This is a genomic window from Gammaproteobacteria bacterium (genome assembly GCA_029884425.1).
Lineage (GTDB): Bacteria > Pseudomonadota > Gammaproteobacteria > S012-40 > S012-40 > JAOUHV01.
The window spans coordinates 16,013-36,922 of sequence record JAOUHV010000028.1; the positions used below are offsets into that span (position 1 = coordinate 16,013).

General features: G+C 52.9%; 25 protein-coding genes. 10 read left to right on the top strand and 15 right to left on the bottom strand.

Going from position 1 to position 20,910, the window contains the following annotated elements; translation table 11 throughout:
* Nucleotides 1-4: 4 nt before the first annotated feature.
* Nucleotides 5-658: a flagellar brake protein gene (locus OEW58_08775; GenBank protein ID MDH5301439.1), complete on the bottom strand. Its 654-nt coding sequence runs from the start codon at nt 656-658 to the stop codon at nt 5-7.
* Between the two features lie 181 nt (nt 659-839).
* Between OEW58_08775 and OEW58_08780 the strand changes: the two genes are divergently transcribed.
* Nucleotides 840-1,034: a hypothetical protein gene (locus tag OEW58_08780; protein ID MDH5301440.1), complete on the top strand. Its 195-nt coding sequence runs from the start codon at nt 840-842 to the stop codon at nt 1,032-1,034.
* Between the two features lie 18 nt (nt 1,035-1,052).
* On the opposite strand, the gene OEW58_08785 is transcribed toward OEW58_08780, so the two are convergent.
* Genes OEW58_08785 through metG form a run of 9 tightly spaced genes read right to left on the bottom strand, consistent with a single transcriptional unit; the run spans nt 1,053 to nt 9,469 of the window.
* On the bottom strand, nt 1,053-1,520 hold the full coding sequence (locus tag OEW58_08785; protein MDH5301441.1) for a DUF1841 family protein: 468 nt from the start codon (nt 1,518-1,520) through the stop codon (nt 1,053-1,055).
* Nucleotides 1,490-2,125 carry an endonuclease III gene (gene nth, locus OEW58_08790; protein MDH5301442.1) on the bottom strand — a complete coding sequence of 212 codons (636 nt, stop codon included), beginning with the start codon at nt 2,123-2,125 and terminating at the stop codon, nt 1,490-1,492. Before nth ends, OEW58_08785 begins: the two co-directional genes overlap by 31 nt.
* Before the next feature lie 5 nt (nt 2,126-2,130).
* Nucleotides 2,131-2,826 (bottom strand): electron transport complex subunit E, encoded by a 696-nt coding sequence (locus tag OEW58_08795; GenBank protein ID MDH5301443.1) that lies wholly within the window; start codon nt 2,824-2,826, stop codon nt 2,131-2,133.
* Entirely contained in the window at nt 2,823-3,470 is a 648-nt protein-coding gene (gene rsxG, locus OEW58_08800) for an electron transport complex subunit RsxG (GenBank protein MDH5301444.1), read from the bottom strand. The genes OEW58_08795 and rsxG overlap by 4 nt, the downstream gene beginning before the upstream one ends.
* Entirely contained in the window at nt 3,463-4,500 is a 1,038-nt protein-coding gene (gene rsxD / locus OEW58_08805) for an electron transport complex subunit RsxD (GenBank protein ID MDH5301445.1), read from the bottom strand. Before rsxD ends, rsxG begins: the two co-directional genes overlap by 8 nt.
* Entirely contained in the window at nt 4,497-6,194 is a 1,698-nt protein-coding gene (gene rsxC, locus OEW58_08810) for an electron transport complex subunit RsxC (GenBank protein ID MDH5301446.1), read from the bottom strand. The genes rsxD and rsxC overlap by 4 nt, the downstream gene beginning before the upstream one ends.
* Nucleotide 6,195: 1 nt before the next feature.
* Nucleotides 6,196-6,774, bottom strand: a complete 579-nt coding sequence (gene rsxB / locus OEW58_08815; GenBank protein ID MDH5301447.1) for an electron transport complex subunit RsxB — start codon at nt 6,772-6,774, stop codon at nt 6,196-6,198.
* Between the two features lie 3 nt (nt 6,775-6,777).
* Entirely contained in the window at nt 6,778-7,359 is a 582-nt protein-coding gene (gene rsxA, locus OEW58_08820; GenBank protein MDH5301448.1) for an electron transport complex subunit RsxA, read from the bottom strand.
* A 52-nt stretch (nt 7,360-7,411) separates the two neighbouring features.
* Nucleotides 7,412-9,469 (bottom strand): methionine--tRNA ligase, encoded by a 2,058-nt coding sequence (gene metG / locus OEW58_08825; protein ID MDH5301449.1) that lies wholly within the window; start codon nt 9,467-9,469, stop codon nt 7,412-7,414.
* Between the two features lie 155 nt (nt 9,470-9,624).
* On the opposite strand from metG, the gene apbC reads away from it, so the two are divergent.
* The 5 genes from apbC to OEW58_08850 all read left to right on the top strand — a co-directional run bounded on the left by apbC (nt 9,625) and on the right by OEW58_08850 (nt 13,468).
* Complete coding sequence (apbC, locus tag OEW58_08830) at nt 9,625-10,713, top strand: iron-sulfur cluster carrier protein ApbC (GenBank protein ID MDH5301450.1); 1,089 nt, start codon at nt 9,625-9,627, stop codon at nt 10,711-10,713.
* A gap of 21 nt (nt 10,714-10,734) precedes the next feature.
* Nucleotides 10,735-11,301: a dCTP deaminase gene (gene dcd, locus OEW58_08835; GenBank protein ID MDH5301451.1), complete on the top strand. Its 567-nt coding sequence runs from the start codon at nt 10,735-10,737 to the stop codon at nt 11,299-11,301.
* Between the two features lie 255 nt (nt 11,302-11,556).
* On the top strand, nt 11,557-11,784 hold the full coding sequence (locus tag OEW58_08840) for a hypothetical protein (GenBank protein MDH5301452.1): 228 nt from the start codon (nt 11,557-11,559) through the stop codon (nt 11,782-11,784).
* Nucleotides 11,785-11,954: 170 nt separating this feature from the next.
* Nucleotides 11,955-13,043, top strand: a complete 1,089-nt coding sequence (locus OEW58_08845) for a response regulator (GenBank protein ID MDH5301453.1) — start codon at nt 11,955-11,957, stop codon at nt 13,041-13,043.
* A gap of 17 nt (nt 13,044-13,060) precedes the next feature.
* Nucleotides 13,061-13,468: a response regulator gene (locus tag OEW58_08850; protein MDH5301454.1), complete on the top strand. Its 408-nt coding sequence runs from the start codon at nt 13,061-13,063 to the stop codon at nt 13,466-13,468.
* A 30-nt stretch (nt 13,469-13,498) separates the two neighbouring features.
* On the opposite strand, the gene OEW58_08855 is transcribed toward OEW58_08850, so the two are convergent.
* The 3 genes from OEW58_08855 to OEW58_08865 are packed head-to-tail and all read right to left on the bottom strand — an operon-like array spanning nt 13,499 to nt 15,543.
* A complete protein-coding gene (locus OEW58_08855) occupies nt 13,499-13,684 on the bottom strand; it encodes a hypothetical protein (protein MDH5301455.1) in 186 nt (61 codons plus the stop codon).
* A 53-nt stretch (nt 13,685-13,737) separates the two neighbouring features.
* Complete coding sequence (locus OEW58_08860) at nt 13,738-15,252, bottom strand: YifB family Mg chelatase-like AAA ATPase (GenBank protein MDH5301456.1); 1,515 nt, start codon at nt 15,250-15,252, stop codon at nt 13,738-13,740.
* 24 nt (nt 15,253-15,276) lie between these two features.
* Nucleotides 15,277-15,543: an accessory factor UbiK family protein gene (locus OEW58_08865; GenBank protein MDH5301457.1), complete on the bottom strand. Its 267-nt coding sequence runs from the start codon at nt 15,541-15,543 to the stop codon at nt 15,277-15,279.
* A 268-nt stretch (nt 15,544-15,811) separates the two neighbouring features.
* On the opposite strand from OEW58_08865, the gene glnK reads away from it, so the two are divergent.
* Entirely contained in the window at nt 15,812-16,150 is a 339-nt protein-coding gene (glnK, locus tag OEW58_08870; GenBank protein MDH5301458.1) for a P-II family nitrogen regulator, read from the top strand.
* Between the two features lie 25 nt (nt 16,151-16,175).
* The gene (locus OEW58_08875) at nt 16,176-17,432 is read left to right on the top strand and encodes an ammonium transporter (protein MDH5301459.1); all 1,257 of its coding nucleotides are present in this window, start codon (nt 16,176-16,178) and stop codon (nt 17,430-17,432) included.
* A gap of 59 nt (nt 17,433-17,491) precedes the next feature.
* Here OEW58_08875 and OEW58_08880 read toward each other — a convergent pair whose 3' ends face one another.
* Complete coding sequence (locus OEW58_08880; GenBank protein ID MDH5301460.1) at nt 17,492-17,953, bottom strand: hypothetical protein; 462 nt, start codon at nt 17,951-17,953, stop codon at nt 17,492-17,494.
* 347 nt (nt 17,954-18,300) lie between these two features.
* On the opposite strand from OEW58_08880, the gene OEW58_08885 reads away from it, so the two are divergent.
* Together OEW58_08885 and OEW58_08890 are read left to right on the top strand one after the other, a co-directional pair.
* Complete coding sequence (locus tag OEW58_08885; protein MDH5301461.1) at nt 18,301-19,104, top strand: hypothetical protein; 804 nt, start codon at nt 18,301-18,303, stop codon at nt 19,102-19,104.
* 61 nt (nt 19,105-19,165) lie between these two features.
* Nucleotides 19,166-19,441: a hypothetical protein gene (locus OEW58_08890; protein MDH5301462.1), complete on the top strand. Its 276-nt coding sequence runs from the start codon at nt 19,166-19,168 to the stop codon at nt 19,439-19,441.
* 433 nt (nt 19,442-19,874) lie between these two features.
* Here the strand turns inward: OEW58_08890 and OEW58_08895 are convergent, their stop codons facing one another.
* Nucleotides 19,875-20,810 (bottom strand): hypothetical protein, encoded by a 936-nt coding sequence (locus OEW58_08895; GenBank protein MDH5301463.1) that lies wholly within the window; start codon nt 20,808-20,810, stop codon nt 19,875-19,877.
* Nucleotides 20,811-20,910 lie beyond the last annotated feature (100 nt).

A 20,910-nucleotide genomic window follows, 5' to 3' on the forward strand; every position in this document is an offset into this window, starting at 1 on the left:
AAATTCAGTGATGCAGTGACGCGTTCAATTGTTCGGTGATAAATCGATTGATAAACGTTTGTGCATCACTGTCCATGTCTAAAAAAATCACGCCGTGCTGATGCAGGTTGGTTTGGTCATGAGTGGCGCTGCGCACATAGCGGATCATGCACTGCAGGCTGATCGGTTTTTGATTGTGACCCAGCTGCATGTCGATAATGAATTTTTCGTCAATGTTACCCAGGCGTTGTTCGCTGATCAGCTTGGCACCGGCTAGACTGACATCGTCCATGGTGACAGAGATGCGCTGCTTGCCTTCCTGAACACTTAGCCGGATTTGTCGACGTTGCTCCTGCGCCAGTTTGAAGCGCGGACCTTTGCGCAACATGAGCCCCTGCACGCCTTCGGGATAACTCAAGTGCAGATAGCCGAAGGGTTTTTCGCAACACTGCAATACTTGGGTTTCGAACGCGTAGGTGGTGTCGTTTTCCTGATAGTGGACGACAAAGCGATCGCCGTCGGCGACCAGCAGCGGCGTATTGTTGTGTTTGGGGCGGGTGATCATCAGGCTTTGATGATCGGCATAACCCAGCACGCAGGCTTCATAAATCGATGATTCGTCTTCGCTGGGAGAGAGCAATACCCGCGAGCCGACCACAAAATTCATTGAGTGAGGCATGGAATTTCCTTCTACCGCAGTCATCTATAACCGGGATTATCGGATGACGGCGACATGCCTTGAGATATTGCTGCACAGGAAGTGAGCGATCGTTAAGGGGCGGTTAATTTGCTGGTCATAATCTGACAGTCTGTCTTGGGTACAACTATAACCACAATCACAAACCAAGAGGAGGTGTCTCATGCAAGGGTGTGCTGAGCCTCAAATCAATCGTTGGTATACCGGCTTGCGTGGTCGCCTGTTTCGGGTGAAGACCTATTCCCTCAATGACTCAGGAATTCACAGCGTTGTGCTTCAGTACGTCGATGGTGAAACCCAGGTGATTAATCGTCACGAGTGGTTTTGTCTGCAAAACATACTGAACAATCGCACATAGGCGGTTTTTCTAGCAATTTTACTTCTGTAGTCGCTCTTGCAGCAGTCGCAGGTATTCCTGTTCGTCAGGGATAGTGTTGTGGCGTTGTGACATCCACAAGATTTCACCCAGGCATTCCATCATCTCGTGTTCGGCGGCATGGTCGTCACCGCGTTTTTTAATCATGGCGCGATAAACATCAACAATGCCATTGGGGCGATTGGTGGAAAGTTGTTCGTGCAGGCCGATGTGCATGCCCAGATGTAAAAACGGATTGGTTTCGCCTTGTTCAGGGGAAAAATCGCGGGCCAGCGCTGAATCACCTTTTTGCAGAAAAGCGTGATATTCCGGGTGTTTTTCGATTACCAGCGCGATGATCATCTGTAATTGATCCAGCGGTTCGTTGTTCTGCGCCTTTTGCCAGGTTTGCAAAAAATATTGGCGCAGGGCGTTGCGGTCTTGGGTGAAAAACATCGTCAGTCGCTCGTCTTGTCTTTGAATTCGCACAGGTCTTCGATCAGGCAGCTGCCGCATTTGGGCTTGCGCGCAATACAGGTGTAGCGCCCATGCAGAATCAGCCAGTGATGTGCGTCCAGTTTGAATTCGTCAGGAATAAATTTCAGTAATTTGTGTTCGACTTCCAGCACGTTTTTGCCGGGAGCGATGCCCGTGCGGTTGGATACCCGAAAAATATGGGTGTCTACCGCGATGGTCGGCTGGCCAAAGGCGGTATTGAGCACGACATTGGCGGTTTTACGGCCCACGCCGGGCAGGGCTTCGAGCTCCTCGCGGGTTTGCGGAACGTTGCCCTGGTGTTTATCCAGCAGAATCTTGCATGCCTTGATGACATTTTCCGCTTTGGAATTAAACAGGCCGATGGTCTTGATGTAGGTTTTTAGGCCTTCCACGCCCAGGGCGTAAATTTTTTCCGGGGTATTGGCCACCGGGAACAATTTGGCGGTGGCCTTGTTGACGCCGACATCGGTGGCCTGGGCCGAGAGGGTGACCGCCACCAGCAGTTCGAACGGCGTGCTGTAGTTAAGTTCGGTGGTTGGTTGAGGATTTTCCGCCCGCAGTCGGCGGAAAATCTCCTGGCGCTTGGCTTGATTCATTGCGGTTAAGCGGCGGTTTCGCTGGTTTCGCTGCGGCGTTCGACGACGGGCTTGGCAATGCGTTTGGCGCGGCGCTGGTCGATGATATTTTTCGCCGCGATCAACAGTCCCAGGATCATGAATGCGCCGGGAGGCAGAATGGCCAGCAGAAAACCGCGATAGTCATCAACCAGGGTGATCTTCATCCCGGCGAAGTCCGGGCCAAGCATTTGTTCCATGCCGGCAAACAGGGTGCCGTGACCGATAACTTCGCGAACTGCGCCTATGGCCAGCAGCACCAGCGCAAAGCCCAGTCCCATGGTCAGGCCGTCCAGTGCGGCAGGCAAGGGTTTGTTTTTGGAGGCAAAGGCCTCGGCGCGACCGATGATGATGCAGTTGGTGACGATCAGTGGGATGAAAATGCCCAGGATGACGTAGAGCTCATGCACAAAGGCGTTGAGCGCCAGTTCCACGGTGGTCACGAACGAGGCGATGATCATGACGTACACCGCGATGCGCAGTTCCGGTTTGACGATGGGGCGGATCAGTGACACGGTGGTGTTGGAGCAAACCATCACGAATACCGTGGCCAGGCCCAATCCCAGAGCATTGACGACATTGGTGGATACCGCCAGCAGCGGACACAGCCCCAGCAGTTGTACCAGACCGGGATTGTTGTGCCAGAGACCGTCAGTGGTAATGCGTTGATAATCGGTATTCACGCTTGTTTCCTCTGCTCCGATGGGGCCGCAAAAATTTGGTAAACGTAGCGGTCGTAATACTCTAGCGCCTTGCGCACTGCCGTGACTACTGCGCGCGGCGTGATGGTCGCGCCGGTCACCTGGTCAAATTCGCCGCCGTCTTTTTTGACTTTCCATTCTGAAGGCAACGGGTCTCTTAGGCTACGGCCATTGAAGCTGAGAATCCAGTCGGACTTGTCCGCTTCAATATAGTCGCCCAGGCCGGGGGTTTCCTTGTGATCGATGACGCGCACGCCGGCAATGGTGCCGTCAAAATTGACGCCGACCAGAATTTTGATAGCGCCGCTGTAACCATCAGGGGCGACCACGTTGAGAATCGCGGCCACCGGAGTTTCTTTTTGGCGGGCGCGGTAAATGGTGGCGAGCTGGCCGCGATAACCCAGCGAGGCGGCCTGAACCGTAATGAAGTCGTTGTAAAGATCGTTATCGATTCGATCTGCCGGGATGATTTCATGCAGGCCGTTGAGCAGGGCCTGTTTTTCATTTTCGGCGATGCGCTCTTTGGTGTTCTCGAAGGTGTAGCCTACCAGCGCGCTGGCGACCAGGCCAAATACTGCCAAGGCCAGGCCGGCAATCAGGGCATTTTTGACGGAGCTGTTATTCATCGTCGTCCTCGTCATCGGTATAGCCAAACACCCGCGGGCGAGTGTAATAGTCGATGGTGGGGGCTGCCAGATTCATCAGCAGCACGGCGAAGGCGACGGCATCGGGGTAGCCGCCCCAGGTACGAATGACAAAAATCAGCACGCCAATACCGATGCCAAAATAAATGCGACCACGGGGTGTGGTGCAGGCGCTGACCGGGTCAGTGGCGATAAAAAATGCGCACAACATTGTTGCGCCGGCAAATAAGTGGAAAGTGGGTGAGGCGTAATGTTCAGGATCAATCAGGTGAAAAATGCCGGCGCAGACCGCCAGACTGATCAGTACCGCCGCTGGAATCTGCCAGCTGATAATTTTTTTGTGAATCAGCAAAAGGCCGCCCAGCAGGAAGGCGATGCTGACCCACTCAAAACCCTTGCCGGCCAGCTCACCAAAAATGGGACTGTCGCGCAGGATGTCGCTGATGTCATGGTTTTGTCCCAGCTGGGTTTTGATGTGATCCAGCGGAGTTGCGCCAGTGACGCTATCGATGCCGGACTGACCAAAAATGATCTGCAGCGATTCGCTCAGGCCCAAGGATGTTTCGCGAAGATCCACACTGGCGACCCAGGAAGTCATTTCGCGCGGGAAGGAAATCAGCAGAATCGCGTAGCCAACCATGGCGGGATTGAATGGATTATGGCCTAGGCCGCCGTAAAGATGTTTGGCGACGACGATGGCGAAAAATACTCCGAGCAGGGTGATCCACCACGGTGCAATCGGCGGAATGGACAGCGCCAGCAAGAATGCGGTAACCAGCGCGCTGCCGTCACTCAGGAACGGTGCCAATGGGCGATTGCGCAGTTTGAGCATCAACGCTTCCAGTCCGAGCGCAAAAACGCAGGCCAGGAGCAGATTGATGTAGACGCCGGCACCGAAAAACCAGCCATAGGTCAACAGACCGGGGACCAGTGCCAGTAACACGATCAGCATGATGCGCGTCACCGAATTGCTGGCGTGAAAATGGGGCGAGCTGGGCGTGAGTAATTTCATTCTTGAGAATTTTCGCTACTGTTTACCGGATCAGTCACGGCCTTGATTTTGGCGCGGCGCTGATCTGCCTCGACAATGGCCTGCTGCTGTTCGCTGGTCAAATTATCCGTGTTGCGCGGTTGATATTGCTGCTGGTTTTTTTTGGCTTTGGCGCGTTCCAGCGCAGCCAGAATGGCAGCCTGTTTCACGTCGCCACCATCGTTTGGTGCGCTGGGTGTTTCTGCGGCTGGCGCGGTCTGGTTTTTGACGGCATCAATCGCTGCTTTGCTTAAACGCTTGGCTTCTTTTTCGGCTTTTTCGCGTTCAAGGCGGCTTTGGCGGAAGTCATGGCGCTCACGGGCCTGATCGGCTTTTTGTTTGTCGCGTTCGCGCTTCCAGATCTGGCCTTTGGCGAAGCGATACACCTGTACCAGTGGAATATTGCTGGGGCAGACATAGTCACAGCAGCCGCATTCGATGCAGTCGAACAGGTTGTAGTTTTGCACCTTGTCGAATTCTTCGGCCTTGCTCAACCAGTACATTTGCTGCGGCAGCAGTTTGACCGGGCAGACTTCCACGCAAGAGCCACAGCGAATGCATGGCATGGTGCGGTCTCTGGGAGGCAGCACGGCCACATTGCCGGCGTCGACAATAATGCAGTTGCTGGTTTTGATGATGGGCACCTGGCTGTCGTGCAGCGCGAATCCCATCATCGGGCCGCCCATGATGATCCGCTGACTGTTGCGCAGATTGCCGCCGCAAAATTCAACGAGATCCTCGACCAGCGTGCCGATCAGCACTTGCAGATTGCGCGGTTGGGCAACATCGCCAGTGATGGTGACGTAGCGGGAAACCAGCGGTTCGCCGCGATTGACGGCGTAATACACCGCTGCGGCTGTCGCGACGTTTTGACACAGCACACCCACGTGCAGCGGCAGGCCGTTGGCGGGTACTTCCAGTCCGGTGACTGTGTAAATCAGCTGTTTTTCACCGCCGGCAGGATAGCGGGTGGGAACGATGGCAATGCTGATGTCGGAAATGTTTTGCTCGGCCAGTGCCTGTTGCAGGGCGGCGATGGCCTGCGGTTTGTTGTCTTCAATGGCGATGATGCAGTTTTTGGCCTGCACTGCGTGGCGAATGATTTTGACGCCTTCGATGATGTCGTGGGGGCGTTCTTGCATCAGCCGGTCGTCGCAGGTGATGTAGGGTTCGCACTCCGCACCATTGATGATCAGGGTATCGATGAGCTTGCCGGGGCCGGGATTGAGTTTGACGTAGGTGGGGAAGCCCGCACCGCCCAGACCGACAATGCCGGCTTCGCGAATCAGGTTGCGTAGCGCGCTGGGTGCCATCGTGCGGAAATCCTGGCCGTGGGTTTCCCGGGGAGCCCAGGTGTCCTGAAAATCAGGCTCAATGACGATACACGGTGCGCGCATGCCTGACGGATGCGGTACCACCTGGTCGTCGATGGATACGACCGTGCCCGAGGTAGGTGCATGCAGGGTGGCGGACACGTACTCGGTGGCACGCGCAATTAATTGGCCTTTGAGTACTTTCTCACCTGGTTGAACCACAACTTCGGCGCTGCTGCCAATGTGCTGGTGCAGCGGCAGAATCAGGCGCGATGGAATCGGTGCGCGCTGACTGGGCAGGTCGCAGGTGGATTCCTTGTAGCTTGGGACTTTGATGCCGCCGAAAAAAGAAAACAGTTTCATGTCAGGCGCGTGCCTCAAACGGTTTGACGACGACGGGAATGGCGTCCAGTCCCTGGGGGACGGGCCATTGCCACTGCTCGATGGGGACGGCTACTGGCACCATGTCGATGCAGTCCACCGGGCAGGGTGGGAGGCATAGTTCACAGCCAGTGCACTCTGAGGCGATGATGGTGTGCATGTGCTTGGCTGCGCCCAGAATGGCGTCTACCGGACACGCCTGAATGCATAGGGTGCAACCGATGCAGTTGTTCTCGTCGATGACGGCAACCATGGTGGGTTTTTCTGCGCCATTTTCAGGGTTCAGCGGTTTGGGCTGCACGCCCAGCAAATCCGCCAATGCCTGAATGGTGGGTTCACCACCGGGTGGACACTGGTTAATCTCTGCCTCGCCGTTGGCCATGGCCTGGGCATAGGGACGGCATCCGGCAAAGCCGCACTGACCGCATTGGGTTTGTGGCAGCAGCTTGTCGATTTTCTCGACCAGCGGGTCGCCTTCAACCTTGAAAAACACGGCGGCAAAGCCGAGCAGTAAACCAAAAACGGTGGCCAGTGCGCTAAGAACCAGAATGGCGGTGAGCATGGCTTAACCTTTCACCAATCCGGCAAAGCCCATGAAGGCGGTGGACATCAGGCCAGCGGTAATCAGGGTGATGGCCGGGCCACGAAAGGCCAGTGGGACATCGCCAACAGCAATGCGCTCGCGCAGTGAGGCAAACAAAATCAGCGCCAGCGAAAAGCCCATCGCGCCGCCAAAACCGTAAACGGCGGATTGCAAAAATCCATGCTCATGTTGCACGTTCAGCAGCGCCAGACCCAGCACCACACAGTTGGTGGTGATCAGTGGCAGATAAATGCCCAGCATCTGGTACAGCAGCGGACTGGTTTTGTGCACCACCATTTCGGTGAATTGTACTACTACCGCAATCACCAGAATGAAGGCGATGGTGCGCAGGTATTCCAGTTCAAACGGTATCAGCAGATAGGTATTGACCAGATAACTGCAGATTGATGACAGGGTCAGCACAAACGTGGTGGCCAATGCCATGCCGGTGGCGGTTTCCAGTTTGCGCGAAACGCCCATGAACGGACACAGGCCAAGAAATTTCACCAGCACGAAATTGTTTACCAATACCGTACTCAGTAGGATCAGTGCGAATTCAGTCATCGTGCCTGTGTGCTTCCTGTTTAATGTGGCGTGGCATCCGTTACCGCGAACTTTATTTTACGCGCATGCCGGGCTGCGCGCCTTCTTCGGGATTTAAAATCCACAAATCCTTGCCGCCGGGGCCGGCTGCCAGCACCATGCCTTCGGACATGCCAAAGCGCATTTTGCGCGGCGCCAGGTTGGCGACCATGACCGTCAGCTTGCCTTTGAGTTGTTCCGGCGAATAGGCAGATTTAATTCCAGCAAATACCTGACGGGTTTCGCCGCCCAGATCCAGTTGCAGGCGCAGCAATTTTTCTGCGCCTTCGACGTGATCTGCTTCGACGATACGCGCGATGCGCAAATCAATTTTGGCGAAATCATCGTACTCAATCGTGGGGAAAATCGGCTCCATCGTCTGGGCCGTGCTGCTGGATTTTGCAGCGGGCGCAGCCGCGGGGATGTCTTCTTTGGAGGCTTCAATCATGGCTTCAATTTTTTTCTCATCAACGCGAGTCATCAATGGTTTGAACGCATTGATGCGGTGGTCGCGCAGTGGCTTGGCAACGCTGTTCCACTGCATGGCATCAATGTTGAGAAACTCCTCGCTGGCCTGCGCCATGGCGGGCAGCACTGGCTTGAGGTAGTTCATCAGCACGCGGAACAGATTAATGCCCATGCTGCAGATGTCTTGCAGGGCCTGATCAGCGCCTTCCTGTTTGGCAACAACCCAGGGCTGTTTTTCGTCGATGTACTGATTGGCTTTGTCGGCCAGCGCCATAATGTCGCGGGTGGCACGGCCAAATTCGCGAGCTTCGTAGTGTTCTGCAATGATTTCTGCCTGGTCAACAAAGCTTTGGTAAAGCTCAGGCTCAGCGAGCGTGGCTGACAGTTTGCCATCAAAGCGCTTGCTGATAAAACCGGCACAACGTGAGGCTATGTTCACAACCTTGCCGACCAGGTCTGCGTTGACGCGACTGGTGAAGTCATCAAATTGCAGATCCAGGTCTTCAATGCGGCTGTTCAGGCGCGCGGCGAAGTAGTAGCGCAGATATTCCGGGTTGAGATGATCCAGATAGGTGCGGGCCTTGATGAAGGTGCCGCGTGACTTGGACATCTTGTGGCCGTTGACGGTTAAAAAGCCGTGGCAGAAAACGGCGCTGGGTTTGCGGAAACCGCCGCCTTCCAGCATGGCTGGCCAGAACAGCGAGTGGAAATAGAGAATGTCCTTGCCGATGAAGTGGTAAACCTCGGCATCGCTGTCTTTTTTCCAGAAGCTGTCGAAGTCGATATTTTGCTTGGCGCACAGATTTTTAAAGCTGGCGATGTAACCGATGGGTGCGTCCAGCCAGACGTAGAAAAATTTGTTTTTGTGGTCGGGAATTTCAAAACCAAAATACGGCGCGTCACGGGAAATGTCCCAGTCGGCCAGACCGGCGTCGAACCACTCGCGCAGTTTGTTGCTGACTTCGGGCTGCAGGGTAGAGCTTTTTTCGCCGTTGTCGCCGTTGCCTGTCCACTGGCGCAGCATGTCTTCAAAATCTTTGAGCTGGAAGAACAGATGTTCGGATTGCTTCTGGATTGGGGTTGCGCCGGAAATGACCGACACCGCGTTTTTCAGCTCGGTCGGTGAGTACGTCGCGCCGCAGGCTTCGCAGTTGTCGCCGTATTGATCTTTGGCACCGCACTTGGGGCACTCGCCTTTGACGAAACGATCAGGCAGGAACATTTCCTTGACCGGATCATAGGCCTGTTCGATGCTGCGAACTGCGATGTGACCGTTGGCGTTGAGCTGATTGAAAATCTGTTCGGCCAGTGCGCGGTTTTCGTCCGAATGTGTGCTGTGGAAATTGTCAAAGGCGACGCCAAATTCGGCGAAGTCGCGTTGTTGCTCTGCACTGATTTTTTTCACCAGTTCAGCAGGTTCCATGCCCTGCTTTTGTGCATGCAGCATGATGGGGGTGCCGTGGGCATCGGAGGCGCAGACGTAGTAGGTTTCATGCCCGCGCATTTTCTGGAACCGGGCCCAGATGTCGGTCTGAATGTATTCCACCATGTGGCCGAGATGGATCGGGCCGTTGGCATAGGGCAGGGCACTGGTGATCAGGAGTTTGCGTTTTTTTAGGTTCATGAGCTCATTATCAAGCGCTAATACAGCAACTTAGGCGAAAAATCAAAGCGCAGCATTATAGCAGAACTTTTCTTAATTAATTCAGACTAGAATGGCGGGATCATGTAAAATGGTACGCCAAAAAACTAGCGTTGTGTGTGGTTTTGGAGGAGAACATGTCCGTTTCCCAGTTACAGGTTGAAACCAGCCTGAAGTCCTATGTTGATCCTTACCTGAATAAAGACCTGGTCAGTGCCGGTGCAGTAAAGAAAATTACCGTCGAAGGCGGTGATGTCAGCGTGGAAATTTTGTTGGGATTTCCAGCCAAGGGCTATGAGAGCCGCTTGCGTGAGGCGCTGACGGCCAAAGTGCGTCAGATCGCTGGCGTGGGCGCAGTGAACATCAGCATCAGCAGCCGCATCCAGAAGCATGCAGTGCAGCATGGTGTTAAGCCTATGGCAAACATCAAAAATATTATCGCCGTTGCCTCGGGCAAGGGCGGGGTGGGCAAGTCCACCACCGCTGCCAATTTGGCGTTGGCGCTGGTGGCTGAAGGTGCCAAGGTCGGCATTCTGGACGCGGACATTTACGGTCCGAGCCAGCCACGGATGTTGGGCATCAAGGATCGTCCCGAGTCCAAAGACGGCAAGACCATGGAGCCGCTGGAAAATCACGGCCTGCAGGCGATGTCCATCGGTTTTCTAATCGATGAGGAAAGTCCGATGATCTGGCGTGGTCCGATGGTGACCCAGGCGCTGGAGCAGTTACTCAACGAAACCAACTGGCATGACCTGGACTATCTGGTGATCGATCTGCCGCCGGGAACCGGCGACATTCAGTTGACGCTGTCGCAGCGGATTCCGGTCAGTGGCGCGGTGATTGTTACCACGCCGCAGGACATTGCCTTGCTGGATGCGCGCAAGGGGCTGAAAATGTTCCAGAAAGTGAATGTGCCGGTGCTGGGTATTGTCGAGAACATGAGCATCCACATTTGCAGCAAGTGCGGCCACGCTGAGCATATTTTCGGCGAAGGCGGCGGTCAGCGCATGGCGACGGACTACGACGTGGAGTTTCTGGGCTCTCTGCCGCTGGATATTCGCATTCGCGAGCAGGCCGACGGCGGCACGCCAACGGTGTTGGCAGACCCCAATGGCAAAATTGCGGAAATTTATCGGGAAATCAGCCGCCATGTGGCAGCACGTTTGGCCTCTCAGGGCCGAGATTATTCAGCCAAATTCCCCAATATCGTGATTCAAAACAGTTAAAAAAATTAGACGGACGCAGTGATGAGCATAAAGTCAGACAAGTGGATTCGCCGTATGGCAGAAGCCGAGGGCATGATTGAACCGTTTGAGCCGGGCCAGGTGAAAACCAATGCGAGTGGACGAATCGTTTCCTACGGTACGTCCAGCTATGGTTACGACGTGCGTTGTGCCGACGAATTCAAGATTTTCACCAACATTAACTCTGCGGTGGTGGATCCCAAAAACTTCTCTGAAGCCAGTTTTGTGGATGTGAAGTCTGACGTGTGCATCATCCCGCCCAACTCGTTTGCCTTGGCGCGGACGGTGGAATACTTCCGGATTCCGCGCAATGTGCTGACGATTTGTCTGGGCAAGTCCACCTATGCGCGTTGCGGCATTATCGTTAACGTCACGCCGCTGGAACCGGAGTGGGAAGGCCATGTGACGCTGGAGTTCTCCAATACCACGCCGCTGCCGGCGAAAATATATGCCAACGAAGGCGTGGCACAGATGCTGTTCCTGGAGTCCGATGAGGTGTGTGAGACCTCCTATCGTGACCGTTCGGGTAAATACCAGGGGCAGGTTGGGGTCACCTTGCCCAGGACGTAATAAGTCTAAGTTTCCTTTAAAAAAGCATGGAAATGTAACCGGGATTACATTTTGCATTTACTGAGTTGAGCGGCTCTTGAAACCAACGACCAAGGCCCCATATCCTGAGCTAAGGCTATGGTAATTGGCGAAAAATCAGTCAAGTAGGTTTTTCTCTGGTTTGGCCCGCAAATATGGGTTAATGTGGTACTGGCACGAGCCGATAACCTAAATGAGACAACTGCAGTTAATGTGGTTTTTTTGAGGAGGAAAGCCATGATCATCACGATAGACATGGTAACGGGGGAAGTCAGCGACGATTCCGTCTCCCAGCATGTTGCAGAGACAGGTTCCATCCGCCGGCCCGAGATGCGAATGCCGCGGAATCTTGAGCCAGGTTTGCAGACGTACGATTCCAGCGTTCCGCAAAAACCGGTCAATGGGTTTCCAGACAGTATGATTAATAGCCGTATCGATACGTTCATTGATCAGATGAATAAATAAGATAACAGAACACCGTAAAAAGCCGCTCCGGAGTGGGGCGGCTTTTTTTTGTCTCCGATTTGCCATGGCGGGCTTACACACTTTTACATTGTCGCTATCAACCCCTACCGGAAATGTGCGCTAAAAAGGTAGATGAGTGGCCTGAGAATCGGAAACGGGTAGAGGGAAGTATGCACATGTGGAAATGGCCATCGGCGGCGGAACAGGTGAGTTACCGCGCGTTGATTGTGGATGATTCGCAATCGCAGCGGATGCTGCAGCGAACCATTCTACAGGGCCTGGGGTTTGAGGTGGCTGAGGCAGTGGATGGGGCTGAGGCGCTACGCCAGATTGCAGAACACGATTTTGATGTGATTCTGATGGACAAAAACATGCCGGTTATGGATGGCGATCAGGCTTGTCGCGAAATACGGCAGACGCTGGGCAATGTGCTGGTGCCGATTTGTATGGTGACCGCCTCCAGTGATGATGCTGAGCTGGAACGTAGTTTGAAGGCGGGCGCGACGGATTTTATTCGCAAACCATTTAGCGAAACAGAGTATGCGGCGCGCGTGGTTCGTGCCGCACAGAGTAAACGTGTTACAGATCAATTGGACAGTGCTGAAGCGTTTATGTTTGCACTGGCGCGTATGGTTGAGGCGAAAGACGTAAATACCGGTGATCATTGCTCCAGATTGCAACATTTGTCACGGGTGTTTGGTGCCAGGCTGGGTTTGTCGGAATCTGAATTGCAAACCTTATGGCGTGGCGGTGTGTTGCATGATCTTGGCAAGTTGGGAATCCCCGATGCCATTTTGCTCAAGCGGGGGCCGCTGACGGCAGAGGAATGGGTGGTAATGAAAACTCATCCGCAGATAGGTGCCAACTTGTGTGCCAGTTTGAGCAGTATGCGGGCTACGGTACCCATTATTCTTTATCACCATGAGGCTTGGAATGGCAGTGGTTATCCGCATGGCTTGCAGGGCGAGGCAATACCTTATTTGGCGCGGGTGTTCCAAATTATCGATATCTATGATGCCTTGTCGAATGCGCGTCCCTACAAGCCGGCGATGTCAAATGACGAAGTGGTGCAGGTGTTAACAGATGAAATGAATCGTGGTTTGCGTGATCCGCAACTGACCACGGCTTTTATTGAATTGGTGCGCGAAGCACCACAAAGTTTGATTGTACCTAAAAGACAAGAAAAATATTTGGACGAACAAATTTTTGAACAGATTATGAGTGCAAGGGTGCAAGTGACTGGCCGGTCAACGGCTTAGAGAATGAGGACAAGGTTATGTTGAACTTGGCGATGAGTGATGCCGTACCCGAACGGACCGTGCTGGTAGTGGATGACAATGTTCAGTGGGGCGAGTGCCTGCGGGAATATTTTGAAATGGAAGGTTTCGAAGTTTTACTGGCAGAAAATGGCAAGGTCGCGTTGGAAATTTTAGGTAACCACCGGCCAAGCATTATTTTTACCGACATGATCATGCCGGAAACCGAGGGATTTGAATTTATCATCGCTGTGCGGCGGATGGATAAAGATATTCCCATTATCGCCATGTCCGGCGGATTGATCGGGCGCGCCGAATATTATCTGGACGTAGCCAAAAAAGCCGGCGCGAATTTCTGTTTGGACAAGCCATTTTCGTGGGCGACGCTGGAAGAGGTATTGGGGAAGTTTTTACCCGCCGGTAAATAAAAAAACAGGGCCCTTTCGGGCCCTGAATGTTTAGTAGCGAACAGTAAGTGCTCGAGTGGCAATATTGCCGCTGCTCAGATCCAGAATTCCTTCATGCCGCAGTGAACAGCGGATGGCTAACTTGATGCGGTATTGTTTGCCGTAGATTATTAGTGTTGGCCGGCAAGCCGGATTGATCATCTGGTCTGTGGTGATAGTCTCCGCAAGTTTACACATGGCGTCTTGCATAGTGTCCAGGAACTCGGCGTGATTTTCCAATCTGACAAAATTTAGTGGCTGCGACCCCGGTCGTAACGGCGGTAGCTGATGGCTTCCAGCAGGTGAGCGGTTTGGATGGCGTCGCTGTCGGCCAGATCGGCGATGGTGCGGGCGACTTTGAGGATGCGGTGGTAGGCGCGCACCGATAGTTTGAGTCGTTCCAGGGCGTTTTCCAGCAGCAACTGATCACTGGCGGTGAGTCGGCAATGGCGTTCGATTTCCTGATTGGACAATTGCGCATTGGTCTTGCCGCTGCGAGCCACCTGGCGCTGATGGGCATGCTCGACGCGCAACTGCACCGTCTGGCTGGCTTCAGTGTCGGCAGTGCCGGTTTGCGGGCGTAACAATTCCTTGGGCAAACGTGGCACTTCCAGTTGCAGGTCGATGCGATCGAGCAACGGGCCGGAGATTTTGTGACGATAGCGTGCGACCTGTTCAGGTGTGCAGCGACAGCGACCATCGGCGTCGCCAAGGTAGCCGCAGGGACAGGGGTTCATTGCGGCGACCAGTTGGAAGTCAGCGGGAAATTCGGCGCGGCGGGTGGCGCGGGAAATGGTGACGCGTTTGGATTCCAGCGGCTCGCGCAGTACTTCCAGCACTTTGCGATCAAATTCGGGCAGCTCGTCCAGAAACAATACGCCGTGATGCGACAGCGAAATTTCGCCCGGACGGGGATGGCTGCCACCACCGGCCAGCGCCACCGCCGAGCAGGTGTGGTGTGGGCTGCGAAAGGTGCGGCAACGCCAGCGGGCGCTGTCAAATCCCTGATCGCTGATGGACAGCAGGGCGGCGGATTCCAGTGCCTCCTGCTCGCTCATGCTGGGCAAAATGCTGGGCAGACGACTGGCCAGCATACTTTTGCCGGTGCCCGGCGGGCCGACCATCAGCAGCGAATGCCGGCCGGCAGCGGCGATTTCCAGTGCCCGCTTGGCGTGTTGCTGACCGCGCACTTCGTTCAGGTCGGGCAGGTTCATGGTCATGATCGGCGTGGTGGCCGGTTGGCGCGCTAGTGGTTGATGGCGATTGAGATGAGCGCACACCTGCAGCAAATGACTGGCAGCGTAAATTTCCGCATCACTGATCAGTGCCGCTTCGGCAGCGTTGCTCTGCGGGATAATGACAGCCTGATTTTCGCGACTGGCTTGCAGCGCAAACGGCAGCACGCCTTTGACTGCGCGCAATTCGCCGCCCAGCGCCAGCTCGCCGACAAATTCGTAGCCTTGCAGTGCTTCCAGCGGCAACTGACCAGAGGCAGCCAGAATGCCCAGCGCAATGGGCAAGTCAAAGCGTCCGCCCTCTTTGGGCAAATCGGCGGGTGCCAGACTGATGGTGACGCGCTTGAGCGGAAACTCGAACTGACTGTTGATCAGTGCAGCGCGCACGCGGTCTTTGCTTTCCTTGACCGCCGCCTCAGGCAAACCGACCAGCGATAGCGCTGGCAGCCCGTTGGAAATATGTACTTCTACACTCACCCGCGGCGCTTCAATTCCATTGGCAGCGCGGGTGTGAACGATGGCTAGGGACATTCCTTGACCCCCTTTGTGGGTTGTTTAGCTGTTGGGTTTAGCGTCCTTGTTGATCAGCGCTTCGAGTTCGGCCAGTTGTTTTTCCAGTGTTTCAAGTTTGCTGCGGGTGCGCGCCAGTACCTGGGTTTGCACATCAAATTCTTCGCGTGTCACCAGATCGAGTTTGCCCAGTGCGCCTTGCAGGGTGGAACGGAAATTTTTCTGCAAATCATCGCGCAATTCCTGCAGGCCCGGCGGCAGAGCGCCAGCGAGTTTGTGCGACAGTTCGTCAAGAATTTTGGCATCGAACATCAATACTTCCTTAAAAATCCAGTGGTGAACAAGGGCTCATTGTACGGCGAAAGGTCGGGGAAATCATCCCGCAGCGTGCGCCTAAGTGGTGCATTTTTCACTCTGCGGCAGTTTATTTTGGTGCATGAAAATGATCGGAAAAAAATAATCAGACGTAACGTCATGAAAAAACTAGCAAAAAAATAGTGGCACAGGCGCTGCAATCGTCTGCTCAGGATTCAGGGGGATAGTCGCCCCAGAAGTTTGTTTCGATTGGAGGAGTGCAGCAATGAAATTGATTACCGCCATTATCAAGCCATTTAAGCTCGACGACGTGCGTGAAGCGTTGTCAGCGGTGGGAGTACAAGGCATTACCGTTACCGAAGTGAAAGGATTTGGTCGGCAGAAAGGTCATACCGAACTGTATCGCGGCGCGGAATATGTTGTGGATTTTTTACCGAAGGTGAAAGTGGAAATTGCCGTGGCCAATGACATGGAAGACCAGGTGGTCGAAACCATCGTTAAAGCCGCGAAAACCGGAAAAATTGGTGACGGAAAAATTTTCGTTTCTGATCTGAGTCAGATTATTCGCATTCGCACCGGTGAATCCGGCCACGAAGCAATCTAATGCGCAACCGTTCGGGAGTAAAACAATGGAAGCAGTGAAAGAATTAAGTTATGCGTTGGACACATTTTATTTTTTGATGTCTGGCGCGCTGGTGATGTGGATGGCTGCGGGCTTTGCCATGCTCGAAGCGGGTATGGTGCGGGCAAAAAATACCGCTGAAATTTTGGCAAAGAACGTCGCGTTGTTCGCCATTGCCTGTGTGATGTATTTGCTGTTTGGCTACGCCATTATGTACGGTGGCGATGCGGGTGCCATTATTCCAAATTTTGGTGCGCTGATCGGTGACGATCACACCCAGGCTGCCGTTATCGCAGGTGGTGAAGGTGCGCCGTATTATTCGAAAATGGCCGACTTTTTCTTCCAGGTAGTGTTTGTTGCCACCGCCATGTCGATTGTGTCTGGTGCCGTTGCGGAACGTATGAAGCTGTGGGCCTTCCTCGGTTTTGCCGTGGTGATGACTGGATTTATTTATCCGGTGCAGGGCTTTTGGAAATGGGGCGGCGGATTCTTGAATGAATTGGGCTTCCTGGATTTCGCAGGCTCGGGCGTGGTGCATTTGTGTGGTGCAGCAGCAGCGCTGGCAGGTGTGTTGGTGCTGGGCGCGCGCAAAGGCAAATACGGTCCAAACGGTGAAATCAATGCGATTCCCGGTGCAAACATGCCGTTGGCAACGCTGGGCACGTTTATTCTGTGGATGGGATGGTTTGGTTTTAACGGTGGTTCAGAGTTAAAAATCTCCGACGTGGGTGAAGCAAACTCGGTTGCGCAAGTGTTCGTCAACACCAACATGGCCGCTGCTGGCGGTGTGATTGCAGCGATGATTGTTGCCCGCTTGTTGTTTGGCAAAACCGATTTGACCATGGCGTTGAACGGCGCATTGGCTGGTCTGGTGGCGATTACCGCAGAGCCGCTGACACCCATGCCACTGACGGCAACAGCGATTGGTGCCGTAGGTGGTGCGCTGGTGGTGTTCTCCATCCTGGCGTTGGATAAATTGAAAATTGATGATCCAGTCGGTGCGATTTCTGTACACGGCGTGGTGGGTATCTGGGGCTTGCTTGCGGTGGTGTTGACCAATGAAAAAGCAACCATGGTTGCGCAATTGACCGGTATCGCGACGATTTTTGTCTGGGTATTCGGTGCCAGCCTGGTGGTGTGGTTGCTGCTGAAAGCGGTGATCGGTATTCGCGTCAGTGAAGAAGAAGAGTTCAACGGCGTGGATGTCGCCGAATGCGGTATGGAAGCCTATCCGGAATTTACCGGCGGTCGCGGCGGCAAATAATCGCGAAAGATTCGCAAAGGAAAAATAAAAACGGGCACCTTGGGTGCCCGTTTTTTATTCTATGGTTTTAACCATTCATTCATGGCATCAACTTCGGCCTGTACCAGCGGTCTTCCCTGTGCGGCGACTTGTGTTACGTAGCGGGAAATATTATCCGGTGGTTGTTTGTTGTTGGTTTTAACAGCGGATGCTTCGGTCAAGCCGGCGATAGTTTTGTCTAATAACTTGCTTGGCTTCTCGATAAATTTAATGTGCAAGTCGTTGCCGACTACAAAAATAACAAAGGTAAAATAAGGGAAAAAATAGGTTGCCATGCCCCAGTCGGGTTCGGCCTCGGCCATCATCGGAATGATGACCTTGATCACGAATGTCACGTAGACCACAACAAGCAGCGCCAGTGAAGAAGTGAAAATGATGTTCTTCTTGCGGTATGCCGCTCTTTCGGCAACCGCTTGGGCGCGTTTTTCGTTTAAAACATCGGCAGAAGGCGGTGCTGCATCAAAATCGATTTCAATCGGCATGGGCTGTTCCTGTTTGAGCTTATTATTTGAGCAGGATTGTAGCAAAAAAGCCTAGGGAGCATGAGTCCAAGCAGGCAGAGGAGGCTGTCGCTCTGTGTGCCCAGCTTTTGCTGGATCAATCGGCTAGTGTGGCCAGAAGGGGGCAATTTCTCCCCTGTTACGGAAAAGTCTGAAATAAAAATGTCTTTATTATCAATGTGATAATAAATATCAGGGCGAATATTGGTCTAAAAGGTTATGCCTTTGTGACGCAATTGGGATTTTTATCCCAAATTTGTAAAGATCTCTGCGCGGTGGGCGATACAAGAGGTTGTACGTGATTCGGCACAACCTGAGAGGCAAATATCATGAAAGCAAAAAAGGCTCTATTTACTGCAATCGGTTTAGCAACCCTGGCCATGGCTGGCTGTAACGATGGTGGCAATAGTGCGGCCACCTCCAGACTGAGCATGCTGGTGCAAAATAATGGCGTCACCGTGGCGAAGCCAACATTGGTCGGTGTCGCTGCGGCAACGGTCGCCCCGATTACCTTCAGCGATAGTGCGACAACTTTCACCATTACCGAAGCTCGTATGCATGTGCGAGATATCCGCATGGATACTATCAACTCAGATACACAAAGTGGCAGCACCTACACGGTTACTGGCCCGTTTGTGATGAATCTGCTGGACGGCAGCGCCTATCCTGCCAATGTTTCTTTTGCGGCGCCTGCGGGCAACTATCAGCGCGTCGATATTCGTCTGGATGAAGCCAATCCTGGCGAGGGAGTGGTGAGCAATTCGGACGAGCTGGTTGGCAATGCGCTGATCATCAAAGGCACACATGATTACAACAGCGGCGGTACATTTACCCTGACAGTGAAGGTGACTGAAGACATTCGTCTGGCACCTACCAACGGCATTGTCATTGACAGCGATGTGGGTGCCAATGTGATGCTGACATACCGTGTTACCGACTGGTTGGAAAATGCTGCTATGCCGGGAACCATGATCAACCTGACTTCCTGCATTGCCGATCCGAATATGCACCTGGTTGATGTAAACAATCACATCACGCTGAATGAAGGTACCCAATGTGCAGGTATTACCGAATCCATTGGTAACCTGATCAAAAACAACATGAAAAACAAATACGATTTCAGTAATCTGTAATTGTCTGCAAAATTATTAAAAAAAACCGGGCCGTTGTGCCCGGTTTTTTTTGGCTAAATTAATGCGAGCGGTGATGTTGGAGGCTGGGCGTCGTTTGGTTGTGCGCGGGTTGATGCATACGAAACCTGCGCATGTGGCGCAGACGCCTGAGCAAGGCACCAATATCGGCACAGGTTATGTGCTGATCGCGCCATCGACGGATCCAGGTTGGATACCGTTATTTTTACATGCGGCTGCGGTGGTGAATGTCGCGGGCATGATGGATAAAATAAGCAATCATATGTCGGTCACGGTTGATGGTGATCGGGGTGTGGTGGAAATCGTGCGCAGTTCGTGATTGATGGCGGTCTGTCCCGATTTTTGAAGTGCGAATGACGTAGGATGCGCCGTGCGCATCAGAGCAGAGAACTTGGTTAGAACGGTTTGCTCGGCATGCACTTGAATTACATTCGTCCGATTACGCTGCGCTAATCGGACCTACTTGCTAAGATTTAAAGTGTTACCCATGTGTCCGAACAAATGTTACCTGTGTCTCCGGTCTAAACAGTTTCACTTCATCCGGGCTACTTGCTTGGCGGCAGGGGGCGATGTCGCATGTTGAGCCGGCGGGGCCGACGGGCGACATTGGGTGTTAATTTAACAGATATTTACCGGGGTTTAGAAGTGGAAATTGGGGGGAATTCATTCCCCGATATCATTTGCACTCCATGCGGAATACTTGCTTTCTCTTCTTGGCAATAGCGGCCTATCTTCCTTGTTAATTCTCAGTCTCATCCCCCTCCTAGGTAGCTCTTCAATTCATTATTTATCCTCGCTTCAAGCTCGACTGACCTTGTAGCCTTTTTCGCTTCTTTTAGTGCTCTTTGAAAAAAGTCTTTGCCAATTTTCCGGTTAATTTTTCTCTCCATTATGGCTTGATAGAATAAAGAAATAGACAAGCCAAAGTGACTCTTTGTTATTTCAAAAAAGCTATTGGCCCTTTTATACATATCTCTAGCCTGATCCAGCTTTCCTTCACAATAGAAAAACATTCCCATGGTGGCCGACAATACGGCTTTTTCTCGGTCGTTACTCGCTAATCTCGATAGCGATAAAAACATTGGTTCTACATCAGAATGTTTTCCTAACAACAGTTTCGATACAATGTAGTTGTTCAGTGATGAGAATTTGTTATATACGATTAGACCTAAGGATTCACTTATTTTACATACAAATTCGGGATCATCTAAAACTACTAAGCTTATATATCCGGCGTCTGCCAGAGCCCCACCACTAAAGGGCTGGAATTCATACAAATCCATTAGTGTGTCTCTGCACTTTATATAATTTTGCGCATGAAACTGTGCGATCGCATCAGCCTCAAGAGAGTAAATTTGTGAATTGTGTACGGGTATGGAGACCTTGTGCTGCTGTGATATCCACTTTAGCTGAGCAATCGTATTCTCTGTAGGGCTTATGGATGAATGAATCAGTAGTGGCTTTGCTTTTTTTATAGCCCCTGATTCCAGTTCTAGCGTTCCTATTGAGGCTGACAGCTCTGAAATGAGATGTGGTCGGTCGAGATAATTACTCACAAGCCTTTTTGCAACGGAGACATCCTCGCCCCCTATATGGAATGCTTTTCTTATGGCTATATCGGCACTTAATATTTCAGGATGAGATTTTAGTCGGCCAGTTCCTCGAAGCACGCGAAGTGTAGTGGTCAACTAATTCCGGACAGTCGTTTAAGTTTTTCTTCTTTCGCCGCAGGCGAAAGGCCATCATTAGCCGCATGAGGACGCCGCTGGTTATAGTGCGCCATCAGGT